This window comes from Citrobacter telavivensis (assembly GCA_009363175.1).
GTDB classification, from domain to species: Bacteria; Pseudomonadota; Gammaproteobacteria; order Enterobacterales; family Enterobacteriaceae; genus Citrobacter_A; species Citrobacter_A telavivensis.
On sequence record CP045205.1, the window covers coordinates 631,255 to 657,624 of the forward strand.

Consider the following 26,370-nt stretch of genomic DNA (forward strand, 5'->3'; position numbering starts at 1 on the left):
GAGTCTTACGCGATGTGGCGCAAAGACGCGAACAGCGACGCCCACTCACTTTTCGCGCGATAAAAGACCGGCGGTTTGCCCAACGGCGCGTCCACGGTTACCTCGCCACCACGGTGGGTTTCACCGGTCCAGAGGTTCACCCAGTTATCCTCCGGCAGATACAGCGTCCAGTCGCTGCGGTCCTGCTCATGTACCGGAGCGACCAGCAGATCCTGTCCCAGCAGGTACTGGTATTTCAGGGTGTAGGTGTGCGCATCGTCTTCGTAATGCAGGAACAGCGGACGCATAACTGGCAGGCCGGTTGCGGCGTTTTGCGCGACGGCTTGTTTGAGATACGGCTTCAGGGTGGTGAAGATGGTCGTCATTCTGGCGAAATGGGCAATGGTTTCGCCATCGCCGTCAAACTGCCAGTTATCACCGGGACGGTTACCTTCATGGGTACGCATCATCGGCGTGAAGGCGCTGAAATCACACCAGCGCAATAGCAGCTCTTTGCTACGCTTCATCTCAAACAGGGTGGTGTAGCCGCCGATGTCGCTGTGGTGCAGGCCGTGACCGGTCATGGCTAACGAGAGCGCAGCGGGGACGACGGAAGCAAGACCATCATCCAGACTCCAGTCCACGTTCTGATCGCCAGCCCACATCATGGTGGAGTACTTCTGACTGCCGGTATAACCCGCACGCATGAAGAACAGGATTTCGCCAAGCTTGCCGGTTTCCTCGAGCGCCTCGTAGTTACATTTTGCCCACAGTGCAGGCCAGGCGTTATGCATGATCTCAGCACTGACGCCGTTATGCAGAACCGTGTCGGTCGGCAGGTACTCGCCAAAGTCCGCCATCCAACCGCCGCAGCCGAGTTCGATCATATTTTTCTTGATGACGTCTTTGAACCAGTCATAGGCCGCCGGGTTGGTTAAATCGACCACACCGCCGTAAAACTCACCAAATTCAACGAGGTAATCATCACCCGCCGCATTTTTTGCCAGATAGCCGTGCTTTGCCGCTTCGGCGCACAGGTCTTTATCGCTGGCGACATACGGGTTGATATAAGTGAGGAACTGCACGCCTTCGGCATTCCACTGTTTGATACGGCTGTCCAGTTGCGGGTAGTTGTCGCTGTTCCACTTCCAGTTCCACATCACGCGCTTACCGAATGAGGTCATGCGGATCCCGGACCAGTCCTGCGCCCAGATGCCATTTACCTTCACGCCTGCACGACGCATCGTATCCAGTTTCTTCTGGCAAACCTCGGTGCCGCCCTGAATGCCCAGCGTGACGCCATCATAAATCCAGTCCGGCAGTTCCGGCTGGCGCCCCAGCAGCGCAGTCAGTTTTTCCAGCAGTGCAATATAGCTGTCGGCACATTCAAAACGCAGAGTAGTTTTATCCTCCCACAGCGCCAGTTCGTGATAATCCGGCGCGCTGAAGTCAAAATTCATGTAGCAACTGTTCTCAACATGACAGTAGTACTTTTGCGTACTGACAAACGTGGGCTGCGGGAAGAAAGTCCAGTAATAGTCGCCGCCAGCGTTCTCTTTGCAGTCGGCCTGCCAGGTGACGTAGCTGGTTTTGTTACGGCCCACCCCCTGCTCACTGGTCCACAGCGGGAAAGGTTTGCCGCGCAGGTCGAAGTAAGAGAACTGTTCGCCGCAGCCGTAGATATGGTCGTCCGGGTTAGCCGCCAGCCGTAGCCAGATACGGTTATGGTTGCGATCGTCATTGTGCAGATCCAACTGTAGGCGACCTGCCTCATCGACAGAAATAAGCAGCGTCGCATTGACGGTATCACCACGGCTAAAGCGTATCCGCCAGTCGTCGGCTGATTCGTTGATCGTGGCATCGGTCAGCGCAATTTTCTCGTTAAGCTTATCTTTAATACTGAAGTTACCGCGAAACATGTCGATATCAGCGACGCCAGCACCGACCCACAAACAGGGGTTTTCTGACGTATGGCGTAAGATCACACGCTGCCGATAACGTAATGCAAAACCATCAATAATTTTTTCGACCTGGACAAAGGATAAATGTCGGGTTTGCGTACTCATATAAAACACTCCATGAATTTGGGAACGCGAGCACAGTAATGGATTATGGTTTGCTATTTTTCATTCGCTTTACATCGTTACGCGCGACCGTCAGGTAGCGCGTAAAAAAATAACTCGTATTATTTTTCGGCATCCGCTTTACGGATCTCCGCTATTTTTTTACCCAGCAATAAATGTAATACCGCCAGCAGGACAAAAGGTGGCAGGAGCGCAGTGAGCGCGGAAATACCCATTGCCCCTTTAATTAGCATGGCACCTGAAGCGATCAATAATAAAAATACCAGAGTACGGAATACTTTTACTGAAATACGTTTATGCACATACTGTCCCACCAGTGAACCGAGGATCATGGTAGGAATACAGAAAATGACCAGTTTAAACGTTGAGATTGTCAATATTCCACTGGTTGCCAGACCGCCAACCACGGCAATATTATTCGCCGTAAAGAACGCATTCAACGTACCGCGAAAAGCCGCCGGGCCTAAATTACGTAACATGCCGTACATCACAACCGGCGGTCCATTTGTGGAGAAGGCGGCCCCCAGCGCACCCGCGACAGCACCCAACGGCGCAGCAATCCAGCGCCGGTCATAAACGGGCAGGCGAGGAATAAACATGCTGTAGAATGAGTAGAGGATCAGAAACCCACCCAGTCCCATTTTCATGATGTGATCGGGCAGGTAAGACAGCGCGTACAGGCCAACCGGGATCCCAAGAAATGAGAAACCGATCAGTACCGCCGCCGAACGCCAGTCGGTCTCTTTACGTGATAGCCAGGTGGCATAAATGGCCGTCGCCGTACCGACAATAACGGAAAGCGGAGTCGCCATTTTAACCGGCAGCATCAGAGTGATGAGCGGCATGGTAGTTAATCCGCCACCAAAACCTGCACATATCCCCACAAAGGTATAAAGAAACATTAATGCAATGACGGTATAGACAACCTGGTTATCTAGCATCACGCCATCGGGAGTAAATAAAGTAAAGAAATCCATCGTCATTCCTTCATTATCAAATAAAGCTTCAAAATGTGACCCCGTTTTTTTTAATTCCGGAGCGGTGAGCTTTTTACATTAAATGCGTTATTACACTGCTGTTTTTCCTCGAATATTAAAAAATAACTGATGTTGTTCTTCTGGTTTGAGTAATATTAAATCTGTTCCAGAGTTAAACGCATTTGGCGGACAACTCATAGGTTCGACCGCTAATCCCTGACGGTTTAATTTTTCACCACTGTAAACCTGTAACCACGGCTGATCGGAAAATAGACTGACAGACAGTGCCTGTTGTTGATGAATCATCTGCATTTCCCACGGATTACCGTGAGTTCTGAAGGTATGATCGATTTGTTTATCACCGACGGCACGCAGAATGGAGTAGTCCAAATCCATTTCTTCAACGGGATATAACGTCGTGGGGTTCGCCTGGGCATCGACGGCAAAAACCTGCTTCGCCGGAAGGTGCAGCATACAGTCATCAACAGGCGCTAAGTTGCAGGTTAAATAGGGGTGGATCCCGACGCCGTAGGGTGCAGGTTGTTTACCCCTGTTTTTACTGACGATGGTGACCGAAAGCCCCGTCTCAGCATCCAGTGAGTAGATAACCTGAGACATCAACGTGAAGGGGTAACCATAGCTGGGCGGTAAAAACAGCGTCAGAGTGGCCCTTGTCGCCGTTAACGCCTCAATCTGCCAGTCGCGCCAGGCGAGCAGGCCGTGAATGGCGGCCTGAGAACTGTGCTCATTGATCGGTAACTGGTAGTCCTGCCCCTCATACTGATAGCAACCGTTGGCAATACGATTAGGCCAGGGGATCAACACCTTGCCCAGATGAGCCAGCGGCATCTCTTCTGGGTTATGCGGTATGACCAGATGTTTGCCCTGCCAGGTCAGTTCGGCAAGACCTGCACCGACAGAAACAATCTGCGCCCGGTAATCACCCGCAGCGAGTAAAATCGTATTCCCACTACTTTGCATATATATCACCTGTCTATGAGAGCCCCTTCGTGAACAACGGCACAGGCAACGTTCGCATGTTGCTATGCCGTATTTCTCAGGCGGATTTATTTCGCATTAATATCCAACAGGCCCGCTGCAACGGCAGGTGCCAGACCTGGCGCTAACGGGATGCGCGGAATGACCAGACAGTGCAACAGGTGATAAATATCCTGCTTACCATCCCACACCCGAGTGGTGACCTTGTTGTCCGCATCCAGTTCCTGCCACCAGGAGCCATTTTCGTAATCCATCAGGTATTTAATGCAGTAGTCCCACCATGTCTGATACCAGGTTTCGTACTGGCGATCGCCCGTTACTGTATACAGCGCATAGGCAGTGCCCATCGCTTCCACAATGGGCCAGCGCACACGTTCACGAACAATGGGTTTGCCATCCCAGCCAACGGTGTACACGATGCCGTCAGCCCCATCGGGTGCCCAGGCATCACGAATGGTGGCGTGGAAGAGACCTTTCGCGTCTTCCAGCAACCAGGCAGGAGGCTGTTCGCATCGAGCTTCTAACGCGGCGTGGATGTGCAGCATCAGGCGGCCCCATTCAATCCAGTGGCCTGGGGTGCCGCCATAGGCACGGAAACGGTGGGCAGGGTTGTCTTTGTTGTAATCGCGGACCGGGTTCCAGTTCACGTCGAAATGCTCATTGACGCGGTATTCCCCTTTGCGGGCGACATCGTGAATGATGACCGAGGCAATGCGGATAGCACGATCCAGCCATTTTTTGTCATGGGTGACGTCGTAAACAATCAGGAAGGCTTCGACGGCGTGCATATTGGCATTGCCGCCGCGATAGTCTTCGGTTTTGCTGAACGCCTCATCCCAGGATTCCAGACACATTTGCTCTTCTTCACTCCAGAAGTATTTCTCAATAACTTCAATGGTGTAATCGAGCAGTTTCCTGGCCTCAGGATGTCCGGTAGTGACCGCGCTGGCAGCGCCCAGTAGCGCAAAAAAGTGTTGGTATCCCTGCTTGGACGCATCCACAACGCCTTCGTCATTCACACAGGCGTACCAGCCACCGTATTTTTTGTCCCGCAGCGCGCCGTTCATGGCATTGATGCCGTGATCGACCAGGGCGTAGGCGCCCGGTCTGCCCATCGCGGCGGCAACGGAATAGACGTGCAGCATGCGTGCGGTGATCCACAGATGCGTGCCCATCTCTTCTTTGATTTGTCCCTTGTTACCCAGCCAGCCGAATCCGGTTGGTACCGCCGCATTCTTACCAAAATTGAAGATGCGGTCAGTTTCTTGTTCCAGCCAGCGGTTGTGGCTCATTGTGTTAAACCATTTCATTCTTTGCTCCTCGTATCGTATTAACGGCGGCGGGCCATCATTTCATCGACAATTTCACCTAAGCGTTGCAATTTAGGTGCAGAAACATCTCGCAGCATCAGCTCGCTGTCCGGCAGGCCAACCACTGAAGACCAGACCGCACGACCGGCCAGGAAGCCGGAAGCGCCTGCGCTCATCGCGACGCTGACCGCACGTGGAAACAGCTTTTCGTCAACGCCGGAAGAGAGAATGACCCACGGCATGTTGATGTGTTCGTTCAGGTGCTGAGAGGCACTGAGCAGGGCTTGCTGTGTGCCTTTACCGTGCAGTGGCATTTCAACCTTGTAGAGATCGGCGCCGCTGTCGCCCAATTCTTTGGCGGCATCGATAATTGCCTGTTCGCGATCGAAGTTATCTCCGCGACGGGGCGGGCGGACCACCGGTTCGATGATGCTCAACAGGCCATTGGCATGGCACAACGTATTGAACTCTTTCACCATCGCCAGACGTTGCTGCGCGTCTTCATCACTGCGCCAAAGCACCAGCAGCTTTAAGGCTTTCGCACCATCCTGCTTGACGGCCTGCGGATTGATGCTTTTATCAATCACCACGCTATCGACGGGAATGCCGTTGCCCGGGATGAAGGCGTCGGCGGCGACAATCATGCCGCAGCTTTTGGCGACGGCTTTTTGCTCCACTGCCTGGCGGTAACAGAACTGTTGGTCCAGCAGGATCGCGGAGGCATACGGCGAGAGAATTTTTGCAGCATTGACTTTGAAATCCGTGAGATGTTGATCGGTGACCGGCGTTGGCGCGCCTGCTGCGGCAAACATCAGGCGCATCGCTTCACGCTGGTCAACGGCCAGCATGGCGAAACCGCCGGAAGGTCGGGTGATATCTTTCAGGGTGTACGTGGTCATTCTTCAGTCCTTTTACCTGTCAATGGTGGTTTTTCAGTCCGGCAGTAGTGCGAACCTGTTCGAGAATGGCGGTCCAGTCTTCCCGCCCACGGCCAGCGGCTCGCGCCTGGTTATAAACTTCCCTGGACGCCGCGCCGAGCGGCATAGGAACGTGCAGTTGATTGGCGACATCCAGCGCGATACCAAGATCTTTATGGGCCAGGTCGATCATGAAGGCCGGTGAAAGATCGCCCTTCAGCACTTTGTTCGGCCACGAGGTGGTGAAGTGGCCTTTTCCGGCAGGCGTCCCGCTCATGACCTGTAGCGCTACATCGAAGGAAAGGCCCAGTGCTTCACACAGTACGGCGGCTTCGGCTGACAGGGCATTTAGCGCGATGCTCATGTAGTTGTTAATCAACTTCACGCGGATCCCCATTCCCGGACCGCCGGCGTTAATCAACTCATTCCCCATCGCCATCAGCACCGGCGTGGCGCGCTCGACCTGGTTCGGCGTGCCGCCTACCAGCAATAGCAATGTGCCAGCAACGGCGTGATCGGAGGTCCGCCCGACCGGTACATCCATCATGGCGAAACCTTTGGCATGCAGTTCGGCGATCAATTTGTCGGTCTGCAAGGGATGGATGGTTGACATATCGATCACCAGCGCCTGCGGGGAGAGGCTTTCGCAAACACCGTCTTCACCCAACAACACGCGGCGAACCAGATCGCCATTGGGCAGCATCGTGATGACAAACTCAGCGCCTTGCGCGGCCTGTGCTGGAGAGCAAGCGGGTTGCGCCCCTTTTTCGACCAGACGTTGTACGGCATCGGCGTTAACGTCAAAAACGCTGAGTTGGTGACCCTGCCTGAGCAGGTTGCTCGCCATCGGGGAGCCCATCTGCCCTAATCCGATAAATGCTATTACTGCCATATCGTTCTCCTGAGACGGTGATGTCATTTTTTGTCATTTCAGATCGGTTGTTTTTGTCTGTTTTTGATCGTATTTGTAATTTATGGTCAAAAAATTGACAGCCGTCACTTTTTAAACATTTAGTGAAATTAAAATAACCTCATCCCAACATGCTTAAGGAACGACCATGATTCGTATTGCTTGTGTAGGTATTACCGTGCTGGATCGCATCTATTACGTAGAAACGTTACCGACAGAAGGCGGTAAATATGTGGCGCATCGCTATACCGAGGTCGGCGGTGGGCCGGCCGCGACAGCCGCGGTGGCGGCGGCGAAGTTAGGTGCGCAGGTAGACTTTATTGGCCGCGTGGGTGATGACGACACCGGAAACCGTCTGCTGTCGGAGCTGGAATCCCTGGGGGTCAATACCCGCTACACCCGGCGCTATGCCGGCGCGAAGTCGTCACAGTCGGCCATTACGGTCGACGCTCACGGGGAGCGAATTATCGTCAATTTCCCGAGCCCCGATCTGCTGGCGGAGGCAGACTGGCTTAACGACATCGACTTTTCCCAGTGGGATGTGGTACTGGCGGACGTCCGCTGGCATGAAGGGGCAAAACAGGCATTTACGCTGGCGCGTCAGGCGGGCGTGAAAACGCTGCTGGATGGTGATGTGACGCCGCAGGACATTAGCGAGCTGGTGGCATTAAGCGATCATGCCGCATTTTCGGCCCCAGGTTTGGCGCGTCTGACCGGTATCAGTGAGGTCGCCAGCGCATTAAAACAATCACAAACGATCACAAATGGACATGTCTACGTCACGCAGGGTCGCGAAGGGTGTTACTGGATAGAAGATGGCATGCTGCAACACCAGGCCGGTTTTACGGTGGATGTGGTGGATACGACCGGGGCAGGCGATGTTTTTCACGGTGCGCTGGCATTCAGCCTTGCATCAGGAAGCGAACTAAAAGACGCTGTCAGATTCGCCAGCGGCGTTGCAGCGCTAAAATGCACCCGACCCGGTGGGCGCGCAGGAATCCCTGACTGTGATCAAACCCGATCTTTTCTGTCACTTTTTGTATAAAATGCAGGGCAATGGTTTTTTGAGGAATTTTCATGAGTTTTACCGAACTGACCGGTAACCCACGGCACGATCAGTTGCTGTCGCTCATAGGTGAGCGCGGGTATATGAACATTGATGAACTGGCGGCTTTACTGGATGTCTCCACACAAACGGTGCGTCGTGATATTCGTAAATTAAGCGAGCAGGGGTTGATCACCCGTCATCACGGGGGTGCCGGTCGCGCGTCCAGCGTCGTGAATACTGCCTTTGAGCAACGTGAAGTTTCATGGACGCAAGAGAAAAAAGCCATCGCGGAAGCGGTGGCAGACTATATTCCGGATGGTTCAACGGTGTTCATCACCATTGGTACCACCGTGGAGCAGGTGGCGCGGGCATTGTTGAACCACAATCATCTGCGCATCATCACCAACAGCCTACGGGTTGCGCATATTCTCTATAACAATCCCCGCTTCGAAGTGATGGTTCCCGGTGGAACGCTGCGGCCACATAACAGCGGTATTATTGGTCCTTCTGCGACCGCGTTTGTCGGCGATTTCCGGGCGGACTACCTCGTCACCAGCGTGGGGGCGATAGAAAGTGATGGGGCGATGTTAGAATTTGACGTCAATGAAGCCAGCGTGGTGAAGACCATGATGGCCCACTCCAGGCATATTCTGCTTGCTGCCGACCATACTAAATACCACGCCTCAGCAGCGGTTGAAATTGGCAATATCTCTTCCGTTACCGCATTGTTTACGGATGAACTTCCCGGTCCGGCGCTCCATACGCTTCTCCAGTCTAATCAGGTGGAGATTGTACAGGTGAGCCCAGACCAGGATGATAGTGTTTCTGCGTAACAGTCCCCTTTTGAATAAACCGTCGTTTCAGGCGGTTCTTATCACAAAAAATAGAAATAGCTAAACATCCTGGTATGATGTGTAAAATTCCTAAAGCCTGCGTAATTTATCAATAAGTGCCTTTAATTCTTCTTGATTTATAAGCCTTTTTAACCTTCTGCATTCATTTTTTTATCTGTTTAAAAAAACACCCAGGAATAGTGCGAATAAATTGATGGCCTTTTATTAATTTGCTTTTTCCGTCAACTGAAGCCCCGTTGACATGATATTTGAATAATTGTATTAATCGCGCAAAGGAAAAATTTAGTAATTTTAAGGTAAGTGAATCTTTAATTTTTAAAGATGAACAGACCCGCTTTGCCTTTTAATTAAATTATTTTTTGCCGCGTCTTTTATGCTCTTATCCGAAAAAGAGTGGTACGGAAAAGGTATTCCTATGAAAACACAAAAAATGAAATGCAAAACACCCTCACCAGGTAAATTGGCACTCTGTATCGCGAGTGCGCTGGCTCTGGGGAGCCTAAGCGGACAAGCGATTGCTGCGGGATGTAGTTACACGACTACGGCCCAATTTTTCTGTGACGATCAGACGATTTACTATAATGGTAACCCGCTGTTGTCAAATAGCCGCGACTACACGTCATTTGACGAAGTCTTAATTAATACAAGCCAGAATGGCATAACCACGCCTTTGCAAGGTTGGGGTGTATACCTTGATAGTACGGGTTATAAATTTAAAAATCTGGTCATTAACACGACTGGCTCGGAAGCGGATGGGATCCACTCTAAAAACGCCGGCGGTCGATTAGAAGCAGAAAATATTACCATTACGACGACCGGAACGAGTTCTGATGGGATAAACCTCGGTCGTGAGCTTTCAAGTGCTTATTCTGTTGTCGAAGTTAGCGGCAATGTTTCTGTCGACGCTTCAGACGGCATGGGGCTGCGTGCCAATATCTCCAGAGCAAACACAAGCGCGTACTCTTCAATCATTGTTCACGGCGATGCTGATATTGTTACTCGCGGTAGCGGTGGCATGAACTCCGGATACGGGATTTATGCGGGTAAAGACCTCGGTGACCTATTCGGTAGCGCTGCGGGGATCGCCGATGTCACAATCGGTGGAACCACAACCATTACGACTTCCGGTACAAATGCTTATGGGGTTTACGCCGGGAGAAAAGGTGAAGTTAACCTCAATAACCTGGATGTTACTACCACTAATAGTGGGGCGCATGGCATCTATGCTTCCGCCAGTAGTGATTTCGCCACGGTGAATCTGGGGGGAAACACGGCTATTGATGCTACAGGCAACAACGCTTACGCGATGTATGCCTATCAAAGTAAAGCGCTCATTCGCTCCTGGGATAAGGCAACAGATACTGCAGCTTCAGGCGTCTATGACATTAAAGGTAATCTGTACGCGCGTTCAAGCGGCGTTATTGACCTGACCATGGATGACGGTAGCCAATTCGTCGGTAGCGCCAACTCTTCACAACTGGAAAACACGGCTTCTTATCGTGCAACCATTAATCTGGATATGAAAGGGGCCAGCAGCGAATGGAAAATGACCGGAAACTCCGTCGTTTCTAACCTGACGCTGGATCAAGCCACGCTGCGCTACAGCCCTGACGGCGTTTCTCGCGACGATGCAACCACCTTCAAAACGCTGACTGTTGTGGGCAACTATATCGGTACCAACGCACTGTTAGTGCTGAACACGGTGCTGGAAGGCGATACTTCCCTGACGGATAAACTCGTCGTCCAGGGCGATACCTCTGGCAATACCAAAGTGGGCATCAACAACATTGGTGGTGCCGGTGAACTGACTGTCGACGGGATTAAAATCGTTGAAGTTGCCGGGAACTCTGACGGTACCTTTACGAAATCAGGGCGTATCGTTGCCGGCGCGTATGACTATGACGTGGTGAAAAAAGCCAGTGACTGGTATCTGACAAGCGAACTGTCACCGGTGGATCCGCCACCGCCGCCGCCACCACCGCCAACCGAGCCAGAACCCGATCCCGCGCAGCCAGACCCAGAGGATCCTCCTGGACCGCCAGTGCCAACACCGCCCTCTACAGAGCACCAGTATCGCCCTGAATTTGGGAGCTACCTGGCGAACAACTATGCGGCCAATACCCTGTTTATCACCCGTCTGCACGACCGTCTGGGTGAGACGCAGTATACCGACATGCTGACCGGCGAAGAAAAAGTCACCACCATGTGGATGCGTAATGTAGGTGGCCATAATCGCTTCACTGACGGCAGCGGACAGCTGAAAACCACCGCTAACCGTTATGTTCTGCAGTTAGGTGGCGATCTGGCGCAGTGGAGCAGCGACGGCCTCGATCGCTGGCATCTGGGTGCCATGGCGGGTTATGCCAACCAGAAAAGTAAAACCCATAACAGCTACACGGGCTATGCGTCCCGTGGACAGGTAGACGGTTACAGCGTGGGTCTGTATGCCACCTGGTATGCAAACGAAGCGGATAAGACCGGGACCTATCTGGACAGTTGGGTGCTGTACAACTGGTTTGATAACACCGTGCGCGGCGATCATCTGGCCAGTGAAAACTACAAATCCGACGGTATCACGGCGTCTGTTGAAGGCGGTTATAGCTTCCTGGTCGGGGAAAGTGAAAATAAAACCTACTGGATCCAACCGAAAGCGCAGGTTATCTGGATGGACGTGCAGGCTGATTCACACCGTGAACACAACGGGACTCAGGTGAAAGACAAGACTGACGGTAACCTGATGACGCGCCTTGGCGTTCGTGCTTACCTGAAAGGTCACGCGGAGAAAGATGCCGATAAAGGCCGTGATTTCCAACCGTTTATTGAAGCGAACTGGATCCACAACACCAATAACCAGACCGTACAGATGGGCTCCATCAAGGATGAAATCAGCGGGACGCGTAACATTGGTGAGCTGAAAGTGGGTATGGAAGGGCAGATCAATCCACGTCTGCAGGTGTGGGGTAACGTTTCGCAGCAGGTCGGCGACAACAGCTACAGCGATACCTCCGCGATGCTCGGGGTGAAATACAGCTTCTAAGAAACCGATAAATATCACACCAGAACAAGGCGATGCTGTAAGGGCATCGCCTTTTTTTCCGTCATCTTTCCCTGACGGGCACATAGTCAAAACGTCCCTTTCCCGCTACAGTTATTCATCCACGGCAAGTAAGGAGAGGGACATGCTCTATATCTTTGATTTAGGAAATGTGATTGTCGATATCGACTTCAACCGCGTATTAGGTACCTGGAGCGATCTGAGCCGTGTGCCGCTGGCGTCGTTAAAGCAAAGTTTTACGATGGGTGAGGCCTTCCATCAGCACGAACGAGGCGAAATCACCGACGAAGCGTTTGCCGAGGCCCTTTGCCATGAGATGGATCTGTCGCTGAGCTACGAGCAGTTTTCTCACGGCTGGCAGGCCGTTTTTGTCGCGCTGCGACCTGAGGTTATCGACATCATGCAGAAACTGCGTGAACAGGGACATCGCGTGGTCGTCCTGTCGAATACCAACCGGCTGCATACAACATTTTGGCCAGACGAATATCCGGAGATTCGCCGGGCGGCGGATCATATTTATCTGTCGCAGGATCTGGGTATGCGAAAGCCGGAGACGCGGATTTATCAGCATGTTCTACAGCAAGAGGGTTTTTCAGCGAGCGATACGGTCTTTTTTGACGACAACGTCGATAATATAGAAGGGGCCAACCAGTTGGGGATAACCAGCATTCTGGTGACCGATAAAACCGTCATCCCGGATTATTTCGCGAAGCTGTTATGCTAAAAACGGTACATCAAAAAGCCAGGCATCATACCCGACCGATATGGGCCTGGCTGAAACTCCTCTACAAGCGCATTGATGAGGACAACATGACGACGCTGGCAGGGAATCTTGCCTATGTTTCGCTGCTCTCATTAGTGCCGCTGATCGCCGTCGTATTTGCACTTTTCGCCGCTTTTCCGATGTTTTCTGATGTCAGTGTCCAGCTGCGCCACTTTATCTTTGCCAACTTCATCCCGGCAACCGGTGATGTGATCCAACGCTACATCGAGCAGTTTGTCGCCAACTCCAACAAAATGACGGCGGTGGGGGCCTGCGGGTTAATCGTTACCGCGCTGTTGTTGATGTATGCCATTGATAGCGCGCTGAATACTATCTGGCGCAGTACGCGCGTGCGGCCAAAAGTGTACTCCTTTGCCGTGTACTGGATGATTTTGACGCTAGGGCCATTGCTGGCAGGGGCCAGCCTGGCGATCAGTTCGTATCTCCTCTCATTACGTTGGGCCAGCGATCTCAATACGGTCATCGATGATGTATTGCGCCTCTTTCCGCTGATCCTCTCCTGGCTCTCATTCTGGCTCCTCTACAGCGTGGTGCCGACCACGCGCGTACCGAATCGTGATGCGATTGTCGGCGCCTTTGTTGCTGCGGTACTGTTCGAAGCAGGAAAGAAAGGTTTCGCGCTTTATATCACCATGTTCCCGTCATATCAGCTTATTTACGGCGTATTAGCGGTGGTGCCCATTTTGTTTGTCTGGGTGTACTGGACGTGGTGTATCGTCTTGCTTGGCGCGGAAATAACTGTCACTCTCGGGGAATACCGCAAACTTAAACAAGCCGCAGAACAAGAAGAAGCAGACCAACCATGATTGCATTAATTCAGCGCGTAACCCGTGCCAGCGTCACCGTGGAGGACGAAGTGACGGGTGAAATTGGCTCAGGACTTTTAGTGTTGTTGGGTGTCGAAAAGGATGACGACGAGCAGAAAGCGAATCGCCTGTGCGAACGCGTGCTCGGCTACCGTATTTTTAGCGATGCCGAAGGCAAGATGAACCTGAACGTGCAACAGGCGGGCGGGAGCGTGCTGGTGGTGTCACAATTTACGCTGGCGGCGGATACCGAACGCGGCATGCGTCCGGGGTTTTCTAAAGGGGCGACGCCGGAGCGGGCGGAAGCCCTGTACGACTATTTCGTCGAACGCTGCCGCCAACAGGAAATGAACACGCAGACCGGACGCTTCGCTGCGGATATGCAGGTTGCGCTGGTGAATGATGGCCCCGTGACGTTCTGGTTACAGATATGAATCAGCTTCCGGCGTGGCCGCGGGTAACAAGAGAGAGTACAGCTATGTATCACCTTCGAGTACCGCAAACAGAAGAAGAATTAGAGCGTTACTATCAGTTTCGCTGGGAGATGCTGCGCAAGCCGCTGCATCAGCCGAAGGGGTCCGAGCGTGATGCCTGGGACGCGATGGCGCATCACCAGATGGTGGTGGATGAAGAGGGGAATCTGGTGGCCGTCGGGCGTTTGTACATCAATGCCGATAATGAGGCTTCTATCCGCTTCATGGCCGTCGATCCGACCGTGCAGGAGAAGGGGTTGGGTACGCTGATGGCGATGACGCTGGAGTCCGTCGCGCGTCAGGAAGGCGTCAAACGGGTGACCTGTAGCGCACGGGAAGATGCGGTTGAATTCTTCGCCAAACTTGGGTTTGTCAATCAGGGTGAAATCACCACGCCACAAACCACGCCGGTTCGCCACTTTTTGATGATCAAACCGGTTGCCTCGCTCGATGACATCTTGCATCGCGGCGACTGGTGCGGACAACTGCAGCAAGCGTGGTATGAACACATCCCGCTGAGCGAGAAGATGGGTGTGCGCATTCAGCAGTACACCGGGCAGAAATTTATTACCACGATGCCAGAGACGGGCAATCAAAATCCGCACCACACGCTGTTTGCCGGGAGCCTGTTTTCACTGGCCACGCTGACCGGTTGGGGGCTTATCTGGCTGATGCTGCGCGAGCGCCATCTCGGGGGCACGATTATTCTGGCCGATGCCCATATCCGCTATAGCAAACCGATTAGCGGCAGGCCCGCAGCGGTTGCCGATCTCGGCTCTCTGAGCGGCGATCTTGACCGTCTGGCGCGGGGGAAAAAGGCGCGTGTCCAGTTGCTGGTGGAGCTATCAGGTGACGAGACCACCGGCGCCATTTTTGAAGGTACCTACATTGTCCTGCCCGCCAGACCGTTTGGCGCCTATGAAGAAGGCGGAAACGAAGAAGAGTAGGGGGAAACCCCCCTCTTTATTTGATAACGTTTTTTGTGCGCTGAATACCAATCCGCCAGGCAATATCCTGCATTGCGCTGCGCGCCGCATGGCTGATGCCAGCTAGCTGGAAAAAACCGTGAATCACGCCGAGATAGCGCTGGCAGGTGCAATCGACGCCTTGTGTCGTAAGTCGGTGATACAAAAGTTCACCTTCGTCGCGCAGCGGATCAAATTCAGCGGTGATGATGTGCGTGGGCGGTAAGCCGCTGAGATCGTCTCGCCAGAGTGGGCTGGCTTCGGGGTGTTGGCGTTCAGTATGGGGCAAATACATCTCATATCCGGTAAGCAGCGTATCGCGGGTAATGATGTAGTCCAGACCATTGCGGATATAGCTTTCACATTTTGCGGTCGCGTCAAGCATCGGGTAGATCAGTACCAGTTGTGTTGGCTGCCATTGCGTCGCAGCCTTCAGGCGCAATGCCGTTACCAGCGCCAGGTGTCCGCCCGCACTGTCCCCGGCAAGCGTGATGCGCTCGCGTTCAACGCCAAGTTGTTCTGCGTATTGCCAGATCAGGTTGGCCCCTTTTTCGGCATCGTCATGCGCTGCCGGAAACGTGTGTTCAGGCGCGAGGCGGTACTGCACGGCAATAACCCGGCAACCGCTGATATACGCTAACTGCCGCAACTGATTATCGTGGGTGGCGTATCCGCCGCTCACGAAACAGCCGCCGTGGTAGTAGATAACACAGGGCAGGGAGCCTGACGCGTGGCGCGGTGATACGACGCGCAACGTCATCCCCTCCAGCTCAACATCGCTGACCTCTACACGCGTTTCAGTCTCTCCGGCCAGCACGGTACTCGCGATATAGCCCGCCCTCCGGTCATCAATACTTTGCCGACGCGCTGATGGGCGCCCCGCTGCGATGAATTCCTCGACCTGTTGTGCGATGCCGTTTTCAAGCGCCATTTTCTTAATCCCTTAAATCTGTATGAATATACAGTGTTATAACCTGGTTTTTCGTGAAAGAGAATGGTGGATTTTGGTCAGGGTGAAATTCTGGAAAGCGCCTCGCAAAAGGAAAAGTCACTGTGGGGATCACTTTTTTCCTGCTTGTCGACGGTGTATGTTGTTTGAAAAATATTCGCCACTGATATACTGGAGGTATATGTGAACACAATGGCTGGAATGGACATGGGCAGAATATTACTCGACTTATCGGATGAGGCGATCAAACGCCTTGATGATCTCAAGCAACTGCGGAATCTGCCGCGTGCGGAGTTGCTGCGCGAAGCAGTGGAACAGTACCTTGAAAGGCAAGGCCAGGCTGAAACCATGATTTCCAATGCGCTAGGAATCTGGCAAGGCTGTGAAGAAGATGGCGTTGAGTATCAGAAGAAGTTGCGCGAAGAATGGTAATGCACAAGAAACCCGTGCTGTTCGATACCAATATCCTGATTGATTTATTTAGCGGTCACCAGGAAGCGCAGCGAGCACTGGACGCGTATCCGCCGCAGAATGCCATCAGCCTGATCACCTGGATGGAAGTGATGGTGGGAGCAAAAAAATACCATCAGGAATATCGTACGCGCGTGGCGTTGAGTGCGTTCAACATCATCGGCGTTTCACAGGAAATTGCTGAGCGAAGCGTGAATCTCAGGCAGGAATATGGGATGAAACTTCCGGATGCAATCATTCTTGCCACCGCGCAGATTCATCGGTTTGCACTTGTGACGCGCAACACCCGAGATTTTGCAGGGATCCCTGGCGTCATCACGCCTTATCAGTTGCAGGCCGGACGGTAAGCACCGTCCGGCCTCACGTGTTAAAGGCGTTTACTCCCCTTCTCCCGGGAACAGGAACGGGTTGATGGAACTGCGGGCGAAGCCTTCTTGCTCCATGCGCGCGTCCAGTACCAGCGACGCGAGGTCGTCGGCGACGGCTTCCACTTTCGGGTCTTTTTCCTGATAGAGGATCTTCAAGTAGGTCCCGCAGTCACCACAGCTTTCGGCTTTGACAGCCGCCTGCTCATTGTCCAGTGACCAGTAGTGCAAGTCACGGCTTTGCTCGCAGTTGCTGCATTTAACACGAACCACATGCCACTCGGTTTCGCAGAGGTTGCAGTGCAGGTAGCGCAGCCCCTGGGTGGTGCCAATTTGCACCATGCTGGAGACCGGCATCGAGCCGCACACCGGGCAGTACTGACGTTGTTCGCCGTATTCAGCGCGAGCTTTACCCGGGATCAGGCTGGCCATTTGCGCCCAGTACAGCGACAGCGCGGCCCAGATGAACGGGGCCTTATCACTGCTGACAGAGGCGAAATCAGAGGCAAACAGGGCGCTGGCCATCTGCTCCAGCTCCTGTTCGGAGGCTTTTTCCAGATTCTCGATCACCGCTAGCGCAGGGCCGCTCATCTCGGGTTTCAGTTCGGCGATCAGCGAGTGCAGCAGTTTTTGCCAGTGCTTATCGCGCGGCAGAACGTGGATATCCAGCGGCGGTTTACCCTGATCGTTGGCTTCTTTGATGCGTGCGGTCAGATCCATCTGCAATGGATGGTCATACAGCACCACTTCCTGGGCATGGGCGATCAGCGCAGCAAAGCGCAGGTAATCTCCCAGCGGGTTGTTCTCAGCCAGTTCGCGCAGACGTTCGGCACGACGGTTATACAGGTTTTTGAGCCGGGGGAATAATAACGGTGGAATCATATCCGTCGCGCGCTTCTCGCTCTTTTCCAGCTCATCTTGCGGGATGATACGAATGCTCATTCAGTCACTTCCTGGTTAGGCAGATTTAGCTATGTGTAATCCGCTCTGTGAATTGGCGGGCATTTCGCGCCCGCTCTGGTGAATGTCATTAATGATAACCGCAATCGGCCTGCAGGTTATACCTGTGACATCGCAATGTGTGCGTTACGATACCTGATATCGATACCCCAGACCATGCACCGTTCGGATTAGCTGCGGGTGATTGGCATCCCGTTCGATGACTTTACGTAGCCGGGAAATGTGCTGATCCAGCGTGCGGCTATTGGGTAAATAGTCGTATCCCCACGCCGCATCGAACAGCATATCGCGCGTAACCACCTGATTTTGATGACGCTCCAGGCAGCTTAAAATGCGTACTTCCCGTAGTGTCAGTTCCAGCTTTTGCTCGCCGCGCCAGGCGCACAGTTCATTCGGGAACACCGTAAGGTCGCCAAATGCAAAGCTGAGGTTAGGCTGGGTGGCGTTATGGTTCAAACAGCGACGGGCGATCGTTTTTATCCGCGCCCGCAGTTCATGAATGCCAAACGGTTTGCTGATGTAGTCATCCGCCCCCAGTTCCAGCCCTACAACCCGGTCGATCTCTTCATCTTTGGCGGAGAGAAACACGATGGGAATGTGTTCATTTTGACGGCGAATTTCCCGGCAGACCGTGTAGCCATCCATTTCGGGCATCATGATGTCTAACAGCACGAAGTCCGGTTTGTCCCGATGATAACTCTCCAGCGCCGCGCGTCCGTCCGGTGCGGCAATGAGCGAATAACCTTCGCGCGACAGCGCATCCACCAGACCCTGGCGGATGTTGGCATCATCTTCTGCAATCAGTATCTTCATGTTTTCATCCCTGAGGTAGCGTAAGGGTAAAACGGACGCCAGGCTCTTGTGCTGTTACCTGAATCTTGCCGCGCAGGCGCTGCGCCAGTTGGCAAGCGATGGTTAGGCCAATACCGGTACCCGAAACGCCTTCGGTAATGGAGGATTTGACCCGATAAAACGGGCGAAATATCAGGGGCATTTCGTTCTCCGCAATGCCGGGACCATAGTCGCGAACGGCGATCTCCACGTTTCCCGCGACGCTTTCAACGGTCAGATCGACGCGCTGACCTTGCGAAGCGTATTTTTCGGCATTACTCAAAAAGTTGCTGACAATTTGCGTGATCACGTCGCGATCGCTGTGCAATGTCAGATTCTCAGGGCAGGACAGTTGAACCGTCATCCCTTTTGCCTGCAATGCGGGCGTAAAGATCTGCGTGATTTCTGTCATCAGGCGAGGGATATCGACCGCCTGAAGATGCAGTTTCGGCGCGCGCGTAAAGGTCAGGATATTCTGGATAAGCCGTGATAACCGCTGACCTTCCTGAGTGATCACATCCACATAGCGTCGCTCGTGCGTTTGTTCATCATCCAGCCCTTCGCGCAGCAGTTCGGCATAGAGCGTGATGTTGGTCAGCGGCGTTTTCAGTTCGTGCGACACCTGGCTGACAAAATCGACCTGCTGGCGCGCCTGCCGCGCCGCGCGGGTATATTCCCGCCACAGCGAGAAGCCCAGCAGTGCGGCGGCAACCAGCAGCAGGACGACTAGCGCACCGCCCCACAGCCAAATGTGCCAGAGCGGCGCGTTGACACCGTAAGCGCTGACTTGCCACGTTGTAAGCGGATACTCCAGCGTGCGGGAGTCCAGTAAGGTGAGCCGGCGTAAATCCGCCGGCGCGTTCTGATAAAGCTGACGGCCGTTTTCCGTCACCCGGACAATCTGCTGCGGGTCTTCCAGATTCACCTGAATGCCGTTCGCCATATCCATCATCAACTGTACCCAGGAGAGGCGAAAGCCGACGATCGCCCCGTCTTTCTGCCGCCAGTAAATCAGCAGAGGTTCCTGCGTCTCAAAGCTAATAAACCAGCCGGCCTGCGGCGTGTCCTGCTCGCTGTGCGCCATGTGGCTGGCAAGTTGGCTGGGATCGTTGACCAGGGGGTTGAGCAAGCGTACCCACTCTTTATCCTCGTTGCTCAACGGCTGACGTTCATCGGGGTAGAGGAGATGATTTTTCCGCAGGATAAAGACGTCGGCAATGTCGCTGTCGTTCTCTTTGAGCGCGCTGAGGGTCGCGACGTCAGCAGGGTCGATAAAATCGCCGATCGCATGCAGACGTGAGGCTTTTTGCTGCAGGATATTTTCGATACCCGTGGCAACGCTGGCCGTCTGTGATTTCGCCAGGGTCTGGGTCTGATACTGGCGCAACAACACTTCATGTTCCAGGGTGCGAACGCCCAGGTAAGCAAGCAGGATAAAAAACATCAATGTGATGACGAGATAAATCGGCTTGCGTCTGAGCATCCAGCACTCCTTGTGGATCAGTTCGATTTCGAACTCTGGTTTTTGGTTTTATAGCTCTGTTCTTTCAGCGATTTACGAGAAGCTTCTTTGCTTTCGCTTTCCATTCTGTCCAGCAACTTAAGGTTTTCCTCTGCGCTCTCCTGCGCCTTCATTCTGGCGGCCGGTGCGCTAAGCGGTAACGCGCTGAGCGTACTGGAGTTTTCACGCAGGATCGCTTTTGCCTCGTCCATTTTGCCTTCATCTATGAGCTGTAACGCCTGCTCATTCTGAATGGCGGATTTTTGAATGGCGGAATCGACGACCACATCTTCCACCTGCGCTTTCTGAACATCGCTGGCAGAGGCGGTATAGCTGACGGCCATCTTGTCATCCCAGCGCTCTTTCTGTCCGGTGGCGAGGTTGTTGTAGCTGACGTTAACCTCGGCAAGCGGCTTGCTCTGTGCGGCGTTGCCTTTGGCCGGCAGCACTTCCAGCATGACATATTTCTCCTGGTTGGCGTAAAGCTGGTTCAGTTTTACGGTAACCGTGTTGTCGCGGATTTCACCCTCACGCCCCAGCAGGCGCAACGGCTTAACGTTGTCGGCGACGTTAATTTGCACCACCACATCCTGAGCGACGACGGACATCACATCGCCAAACTCATGGGCAAATGCCTTCTCCAGCGCATCGGTGTTTTGCACGAACACGTGGTTGCCATCGCTGTACTGGGCAATCGCCGCCATCAGATCTTCATTGTAGCCTTCACCGATGCCCATCGTCGTGATAGCAATCCCTTTGCGGGCGGCAATTTTACCCAGTTCCGCCAGTTCGCTGGTGGAGGAGGGACCGACGTTCGCCTGACCATCAGACAGCAGGATGATGCGATTAACATGGGCTTTATCGAGGAATTTACTGGTTTCTTTGATGCCGCGACTGACCCCGGCAAACAGCGCGGTGCCGCCGCGAGCGGTCAGCCGTTCACGAATTTGGCTGATAAGCTTCGCTTTGTTGCCGACTTTGGCCGCAGGCACAATGACATCCACAACGTCGTCATAAATCACTACCGAGAGTGTGTCCTGAGCGCTTAGGGTGTTCACCGCCATGACGGCGGCTTCTGTGGCCTGTTCAATGCGGTCGCCGCCCATAGAACCGGAACGGTCAATCACCAGCGCGAGGTTGATCGGGCTGCGTTTGGTGGCGTTGAGGGGGAAGCCTGTCAGCGAGATTTTCAGGTAGTTTTTGTCCTGGCTATTTTCCAGCACCAGCGGAGAAGCCAGTTCAGATTTAATGGCCACTTTTGGCGCAGGCGGCTGTGCCGACGTTGTTGTCGCAAGCAGACCTAATGTCAGGACTGCGAAGAGGTGTTTGAGATTCACGGTACGTCTCCTTGTCTTAAGAATCGACTCCATTCTTATGCGACCGCAACGCCGGTTGGTCTGTTATCTGTATAAAGTTGTCAAAAAGTTGTCAAAACCGCACGATACCCCTAAAAAATAACGCCGGATGCAATGGCATCCGGCGCTACGTTGTTGACTCGCGAACCGCCTCTGCTTACGGCTGGGTCTTATCCTGCTTTTCGCGAACTTCACGATACCAGCGCGGGTGATGCTTCTTCGCCCAGGCGCCGGTTACCCAACCTTCCACCATTGCCGTAATGGTGCCTTTTACCCACAGCGCGGCGTAAATATGCACCATGATAACCACAATCAGCGCGACGGCGGCAAATGAATGCAGCATTAACGCGAAGCGGATCACCGGAATGGAGAACGCTGGCGCAAAGTACGGACGCCAGATGATCACACCGCTCACCAGCAGCAGGACCAGGAAGATAATCGCCGCCCAGAACACGCATTTCTGACCGAAGTTATACCGCCCGGTGTCGCCCACCTCTTCATTGACGACAATCTTGCGGATGTTCTTCGCCCAGAAGATGTCGTCCCGGTTGATCAGGTTGTGGTGCCAGTAACGGAAGAACATGATGATGAACGAGGCAAACATGATGACGCCTACGAACGGGTGCAGAATACGCGCCAGTTGCGGTGTCCCCATGATTTGCATCAGCCAGTTGAAGGACGGGAAGAAAAAGCCCAGTCCGCTCACCGCCGCCAGCACGAAGCAGAAGGCGGTGACCCAGTGGTTGATGCGTTCCGGCGCCGTGTAGCGCACGATGGTGTCACGTTTTTTCATTTGCGCACCTCATCGTCTTTCTCTTCATGCAGGTTGTTTTCTTCCTCATCCGCACGGTTCGGACCGACACCGACATAGTGGAAGATGCTGGCCGCAAAGGTCGCAGCAAAGCCGACCGCTGCAAGAGGCTTCCAGATCCCTTTCCAGAATTTCACGGTAGCGCTGATTTCCGGGTTCTCCGGCAGACCGTGATACAAATTCGGTTTGTCGGCATGGTGCAGCACATACATCACGTGCGTCCCCCCAACGCCCGCCGGATCGTACAGGCCTGCATTGTCGTAACCGCGGGTTTTCAGCTCTGCCACGCGCTCGCCTGCCAGCGTTTTCATATCCTCTTTAGAACCAAAGTGGATAGCACCCGTTGGGCAGGTTTTCACGCAGGCCGGCTCCTGGCCGACGTTCACGCGGTCAACGCACAGCGTACATTTGTAGACGCGGTTGTCTTCCGGGTTTAGTCGCGGCACGTCGAACGGGCAACCGGCGATGCAGTAACCACAGCCGATGCACTGCTCGGACTGGAAGTCGACAATCCCGTTGGCATACTGAATGATAGCCCCTTCCGCCGGACATGCCTTCAGGCAGCCCGGATCGGCGCAGTGCATACAGCCATCCTTGCGGATCAGCCATTCCAGTTTGTCGTTCTGCTCCACTTCCGAGAAGCGCATCACCGTCCACGATTTGGCGGTTAAGTCCGCCGGGTTGTCATACACCCCGACGTTGCTACCGATTTCATCACGGATGTCGTTCCACTCTGAACAGGCCACCTGACAGGCTTTACAGCCGATGCAGGTGGTGACGTCGATGAGCTTCGCCACCTCTTCCTGATGGTCCCGCGCACGCGGCGCGGGGGTGAAACCGTTAGTCGCGGAACGACGGATAATGTCTTGCGATTGATAAGCCATAAGTCGTCTCCGTTACACCTTTTCCACGTTCACCAGGAAGGACTTAAATTCCGGCGTTTGTGAGTTTGCATCGCCCACCGACGGCGTCAGGGTATTCGCAATAAACCCTTTCTTCGCCACACCTTCATAGCCCCAGTGAATGGGTATACCGATAGTATCGATATCCTTACCGTCTGCCTTCAGCGTGCGAATACGCTTGGTCACCACTGCTTTGGCTTTGATATAGCCGCGGTTAGAGGAGACTTTAACGGTATCGCCATGCGCGATACCGAGCTTGTTCGCCAGCGTCTCGCCTATCTCCACAAACTGTTCCGGCTGTGCGATGGCGTTGAGCAGCGCATGCTTGGTCCAGTAGTGGAAGTGCTCGGTCAGACGGTAAGTGGTCCCGACGTACGGGAACTTATCGGCTTTACCCAGCGCTTCGGCGTCGCCCTTAAAGATACGAGCGGCAGGGTTAGAGATAACGTTCGGATGCAGCGGGTTGGTTCCCAGCGGCGTTTCAAACGGTTCGTAGTGTTCCGGGAACGGCCCTTCTGCCATCTTGTCGAGAGCAAACAGGCGGCCCATCCCTTCCGGCTGCATGATGAACGGTCCGACATCGCTGCCTGGTGCGGCGGCGCTGTAGTCCGGAATATCCATCCCGCCCCATTTTGCGCCGTCCCATTTCAGGATTTGGCGTTTTGGATCCCACGGGTTGCCCTGCGGGTCAGCGGAAGCACGGTTGTACAGGATGCGGCGGTTCAGCGGCCACGCCCATGCCCAGCCCAGCGTATTGCCGAGACCGGATGGATCGGCGTTATCACGACGCGCCATCTGGTTGCCTTCCGGCGTCCAGCTACCGGCGAAAATCCAGCAGCCGCTGGAAGTGGTGCCGTCGTCACGCAGTTGGGCAAACGAGCTGAGCTGTTGGCCTTTTTTCACGATCACTGCGCCCGTTGCCGGGTCGATGAGATCGGCCAACGCTTTGCCGTTGCTCTCCATCGCCACTTCTTCCGATGCCGGTTCATGCGGTGTGGAGTAGTTCCAGGTCATGCTCAGCACCTGTTCCGGGTTGGCACCGCTCTGTTCGGCATACATCTTACGCAGGCGCAGGAAGATACCGGCCAGGATTTCACCGTCAGTCACCGCGATCCCCGGGGCGTCTGCGCCTTTCCAGTGCCACTGTAGCCAACGACCGGAGTTGACGATTGAACCGTTCTCTTCGGCGAAGCAGGTGGATGGCAGACGGAACACTTCGGTCTGGATTTTCGATGGATCCACATCGTTCGACTCACCGTGGTTTTGCCAGAAGGTGGAGGTCTCTGTGTTAAGCGGATCGATAGTCACCAGGAACTTCAGTTTAGACAGTGATGCAATCGTCTTGTTTTTGTTCGGGAATGACGCGACCGGGTTGAAGCCCTGGCAGATGTAGCCATTGACCTTACCTTCTTTCATCATCTCGAAGTATTGCAGTACGTCGTACCCTTTGTCCCACTTCGGCAGCCAGTCAAAGCCCCAGTTATTTTCCGCCGTTGCTTTATCGCCATAGAAGGCTTTCATCAACGAGACGAAGAATTTCGGGTAGTTGCCCCAGTAGTTGACCTGGTCCTTCAACAGCGGTTTCGGCGTGTTGGCGGTCAGATACGTTTGCAGGTCGGTCTGCTTTTCATTTGGCAACGTCAGATAGCCCGGCAGGCTTTGCGAGAGCAAGCCAAGGTCGGTCAGACCCTGAATATTCGAGTGACCGCGCAGGGCGTTAACGCCGCCGCCAGCCATCCCCATGTTGCCGAGCAGCAACTGGATCATCGCCATGGTACGGATGTTCTGCGAACCAATGGAGTGCTGCGTCCAGCCCAGCGCATACAGGAACGACGCGGTTTTGTCTTTCGCGCTGGTCTCTGCAATGTACTCGCAGACTTTCAGGAAGTCGGCTTTTGGCGTACCGCAGATGTTTTCCACCACGTCCGGCGTGTAGCGGGAGACGTGGTGTTTCAGCAGGTTCCAGACGCAGCGCGGGTGTTGCAGGGTGGTATCGCGTTTCGCAAAGCCGTTTTCGTCCAGCTCATAGTTCCAGCTGGTTTTGTCGTACTTGCGTGCATCCGCGTCATAGCCAGTAAACAGACCATCATCGAAGCCAAAATCTTCACGCACGATCAGGCTGGCGTTGGTATAGGCTTCGGTATATTCGCGGTTATATTTTTCGTTAGTTAGCAGGTACAGGATGACGCCTGACAGGAAGGCAATGTCAGTACCAGAACGAATAGGTGTGTAGAAATCGGCTACCGACGCCGTACGCGTAAAGCGAGGATCGATCACAATCAGCTTCGCGCCGTTATGAATTTTCGCTTCCATCGCCCAACGGAATCCTACCGGGTGCGCTTCAGCGGCGTTACCGCCCATCACCACAATAAGGTTGGCGTTCTTGATGTCGACCCAGTGGTTGGTCATCGCACCGCGACCAAATGTTGGAGCAAGACTTGCTACCGTTGGTCCGTGTCAGACACGCGCCTGGTTGTCGACCGCGAGCATACCGAGCGCGCGGGTAAATTTCTGTGTTAAAAAGCCGGTTTCGTTACTGGACGCGGAAGCACACAGCATCCCGGTAGAAAGCCAGCGGTTAACGGTGACGCCATCGGCGTTTTGCGCAATGTAGTTGGCATCGCGGTCTTCTTTCATCAGCTTAGCGATGCGGTCAAATGCCTCATCCCAGCTGATCTGCTGCCATTTATCCGAGCCTGGCGCGCGGTATTCCGGGAATTTCAGGCGGCTTTCTGAGTGGATGAAGTCCACCAGACCGGCCCCTTTCGGGCAGAGCGCGCCACGGTTGACCGGATGGTCCGGGTCACCTTCGATATGGAAGATAGATGCTTTGGCGTTTTTTGCACCGTCGCCGAGGCTGTACATCAACAGCCCACAACCAACGGAACAGTAAGTGCAGGTATTACGGGTTTCGCGGGTGCGCAGCAGTTTATATTGCCGTGTTTCCGCGAGCGCTACGCCGGGCGCAAAGCCCAGTGCTGCCGCCGTGGTGCCTGCCATACCGCCAGCGCAGATCTTAAAGAACTGCCTTCTGCTGACCTGCATGGTTTGCTCCTTTTTCGAC

At 54.0% G+C, this 26,370-nt stretch carries 24 protein-coding genes; 10 read left to right on the forward strand and 14 right to left on the reverse strand.

The annotated features are described in order from the left end of the window. Positions 1-5 precede the first annotated feature (5 nt). From GBC03_05205 to yihU, 6 genes are all read right to left on the reverse strand, one after another. The gene (locus tag GBC03_05205; protein ID QFS69643.1) at positions 6-2,045 is read right to left on the reverse strand and encodes an alpha-glucosidase; all 2,040 of its coding nucleotides are present in this window, start codon (positions 2,043-2,045) and stop codon (positions 6-8) included. 119 nt (positions 2,046-2,164) lie between these two features. Next, the gene (locus tag GBC03_05210; protein ID QFS69644.1) at positions 2,165-3,040 is read right to left on the reverse strand and encodes a TSUP family transporter; all 876 of its coding nucleotides are present in this window, start codon (positions 3,038-3,040) and stop codon (positions 2,165-2,167) included. Positions 3,041-3,130: 90 nt separating this feature from the next. Further along, positions 3,131-4,021 carry an aldose-1-epimerase gene (locus GBC03_05215; GenBank protein QFS69645.1) on the reverse strand — a complete coding sequence of 297 codons (891 nt, stop codon included), beginning with the start codon at positions 4,019-4,021 and terminating at the stop codon, positions 3,131-3,133. Positions 4,022-4,107: 86 nt separating this feature from the next. Beyond that, the gene (locus GBC03_05220; protein QFS69646.1) at positions 4,108-5,349 is read right to left on the reverse strand and encodes a sulfoquinovose isomerase; all 1,242 of its coding nucleotides are present in this window, start codon (positions 5,347-5,349) and stop codon (positions 4,108-4,110) included. A 20-nt stretch (positions 5,350-5,369) separates the two neighbouring features. Next, positions 5,370-6,248, reverse strand: a complete 879-nt coding sequence (locus GBC03_05225; protein ID QFS69647.1) for a sulfofructosephosphate aldolase — start codon at positions 6,246-6,248, stop codon at positions 5,370-5,372. A gap of 19 nt (positions 6,249-6,267) precedes the next feature. Continuing rightward, positions 6,268-7,158, reverse strand: coding sequence for a sulfolactaldehyde 3-reductase (gene yihU / locus GBC03_05230; protein ID QFS69648.1), 891 nt, complete (start codon positions 7,156-7,158; stop codon positions 6,268-6,270). Positions 7,159-7,324: 166 nt separating this feature from the next. Here yihU and GBC03_05235 point away from each other — a divergent pair, with 166 nt between their 5' ends. The 7 genes from GBC03_05235 to GBC03_05265 all read left to right on the forward strand — a co-directional run bounded on the left by GBC03_05235 (position 7,325) and on the right by GBC03_05265 (position 15,143). Continuing rightward, positions 7,325-8,221: a ribokinase gene (locus GBC03_05235; GenBank protein QFS69649.1), complete on the forward strand. Its 897-nt coding sequence runs from the start codon at positions 7,325-7,327 to the stop codon at positions 8,219-8,221. Positions 8,222-8,253: 32 nt separating this feature from the next. Beyond that, positions 8,254-9,057 carry a DeoR family transcriptional regulator gene (locus GBC03_05240; GenBank protein QFS69650.1) on the forward strand — a complete coding sequence of 268 codons (804 nt, stop codon included), beginning with the start codon at positions 8,254-8,256 and terminating at the stop codon, positions 9,055-9,057. A 436-nt stretch (positions 9,058-9,493) separates the two neighbouring features. Then, positions 9,494-12,115 (forward strand): autotransporter outer membrane beta-barrel domain-containing protein, encoded by a 2,622-nt coding sequence (locus GBC03_05245; protein ID QFS69651.1) that lies wholly within the window; start codon positions 9,494-9,496, stop codon positions 12,113-12,115. 142 nt (positions 12,116-12,257) lie between these two features. Continuing rightward, positions 12,258-12,857: a glucose-1-phosphatase gene (yihX, locus tag GBC03_05250; GenBank protein QFS69652.1), complete on the forward strand. Its 600-nt coding sequence runs from the start codon at positions 12,258-12,260 to the stop codon at positions 12,855-12,857. Further along, positions 12,851-13,723: a virulence factor BrkB family protein gene (locus tag GBC03_05255; protein ID QFS69653.1), complete on the forward strand. Its 873-nt coding sequence runs from the start codon at positions 12,851-12,853 to the stop codon at positions 13,721-13,723. The genes yihX and GBC03_05255 overlap by 7 nt, the downstream gene beginning before the upstream one ends. Continuing rightward, a complete protein-coding gene (dtd, locus tag GBC03_05260) occupies positions 13,720-14,157 on the forward strand; it encodes a D-tyrosyl-tRNA(Tyr) deacylase (GenBank protein QFS69654.1) in 438 nt (145 codons plus the stop codon). Before GBC03_05255 ends, dtd begins: the two co-directional genes overlap by 4 nt. After that, complete coding sequence (locus GBC03_05265) at positions 14,154-15,143, forward strand: GNAT family N-acetyltransferase (GenBank protein QFS69655.1); 990 nt, start codon at positions 14,154-14,156, stop codon at positions 15,141-15,143. Before dtd ends, GBC03_05265 begins: the two co-directional genes overlap by 4 nt. A 16-nt stretch (positions 15,144-15,159) precedes the next feature. On the opposite strand, the gene GBC03_05270 is transcribed toward GBC03_05265, so the two are convergent. Then, positions 15,160-16,092 (reverse strand): alpha/beta hydrolase fold domain-containing protein, encoded by a 933-nt coding sequence (locus GBC03_05270; GenBank protein ID QFS69656.1) that lies wholly within the window; start codon positions 16,090-16,092, stop codon positions 15,160-15,162. Positions 16,093-16,114: 22 nt separating this feature from the next. On the opposite strand from GBC03_05270, the gene GBC03_05275 reads away from it, so the two are divergent. Genes GBC03_05275 through GBC03_05285 form a run of 3 tightly spaced genes read left to right on the forward strand, consistent with a single transcriptional unit; the run spans position 16,115 to position 16,928 of the window. Next, positions 16,115-16,297 (forward strand): hypothetical protein, encoded by a 183-nt coding sequence (locus tag GBC03_05275; GenBank protein ID QFS69657.1) that lies wholly within the window; start codon positions 16,115-16,117, stop codon positions 16,295-16,297. Next, the gene (locus GBC03_05280) at positions 16,294-16,542 is read left to right on the forward strand and encodes a ribbon-helix-helix protein, CopG family (protein ID QFS69658.1); all 249 of its coding nucleotides are present in this window, start codon (positions 16,294-16,296) and stop codon (positions 16,540-16,542) included. The genes GBC03_05275 and GBC03_05280 overlap by 4 nt, the downstream gene beginning before the upstream one ends. Beyond that, positions 16,542-16,928 carry a PIN domain-containing protein gene (locus GBC03_05285; protein QFS69659.1) on the forward strand — a complete coding sequence of 129 codons (387 nt, stop codon included), beginning with the start codon at positions 16,542-16,544 and terminating at the stop codon, positions 16,926-16,928. Before GBC03_05280 ends, GBC03_05285 begins: the two co-directional genes overlap by 1 nt. A 30-nt stretch (positions 16,929-16,958) precedes the next feature. Here the strand turns inward: GBC03_05285 and fdhE are convergent, their stop codons facing one another. From fdhE to fdnG, 7 genes are all read right to left on the reverse strand, one after another. Next, complete coding sequence (gene fdhE, locus GBC03_05290; protein QFS69660.1) at positions 16,959-17,888, reverse strand: formate dehydrogenase accessory protein FdhE; 930 nt, start codon at positions 17,886-17,888, stop codon at positions 16,959-16,961. A 144-nt stretch (positions 17,889-18,032) separates the two neighbouring features. After that, the gene (locus GBC03_05295) at positions 18,033-18,719 is read right to left on the reverse strand and encodes a response regulator (GenBank protein ID QFS69661.1); all 687 of its coding nucleotides are present in this window, start codon (positions 18,717-18,719) and stop codon (positions 18,033-18,035) included. A gap of 4 nt (positions 18,720-18,723) precedes the next feature. After that, entirely contained in the window at positions 18,724-20,220 is a 1,497-nt protein-coding gene (locus tag GBC03_05300; protein QFS69662.1) for a sensor histidine kinase, read from the reverse strand. 17 nt (positions 20,221-20,237) lie between these two features. Then, a complete protein-coding gene (locus tag GBC03_05305; protein ID QFS69663.1) occupies positions 20,238-21,575 on the reverse strand; it encodes a VWA domain-containing protein in 1,338 nt (445 codons plus the stop codon). Between the two features lie 175 nt (positions 21,576-21,750). Next, complete coding sequence (gene fdoI / locus GBC03_05310) at positions 21,751-22,386, reverse strand: formate dehydrogenase cytochrome b556 subunit (GenBank protein ID QFS69664.1); 636 nt, start codon at positions 22,384-22,386, stop codon at positions 21,751-21,753. Next, entirely contained in the window at positions 22,383-23,288 is a 906-nt protein-coding gene (gene fdxH, locus GBC03_05315; GenBank protein QFS69665.1) for a formate dehydrogenase subunit beta, read from the reverse strand. Before fdxH ends, fdoI begins: the two co-directional genes overlap by 4 nt. A 12-nt stretch (positions 23,289-23,300) precedes the next feature. Beyond that, positions 23,301-26,351 (reverse strand): formate dehydrogenase-N subunit alpha, encoded by a 3,051-nt coding sequence (fdnG, locus tag GBC03_05320; protein QFS69666.1) that lies wholly within the window; start codon positions 26,349-26,351, stop codon positions 23,301-23,303. Positions 26,352-26,370 lie beyond the last annotated feature (19 nt).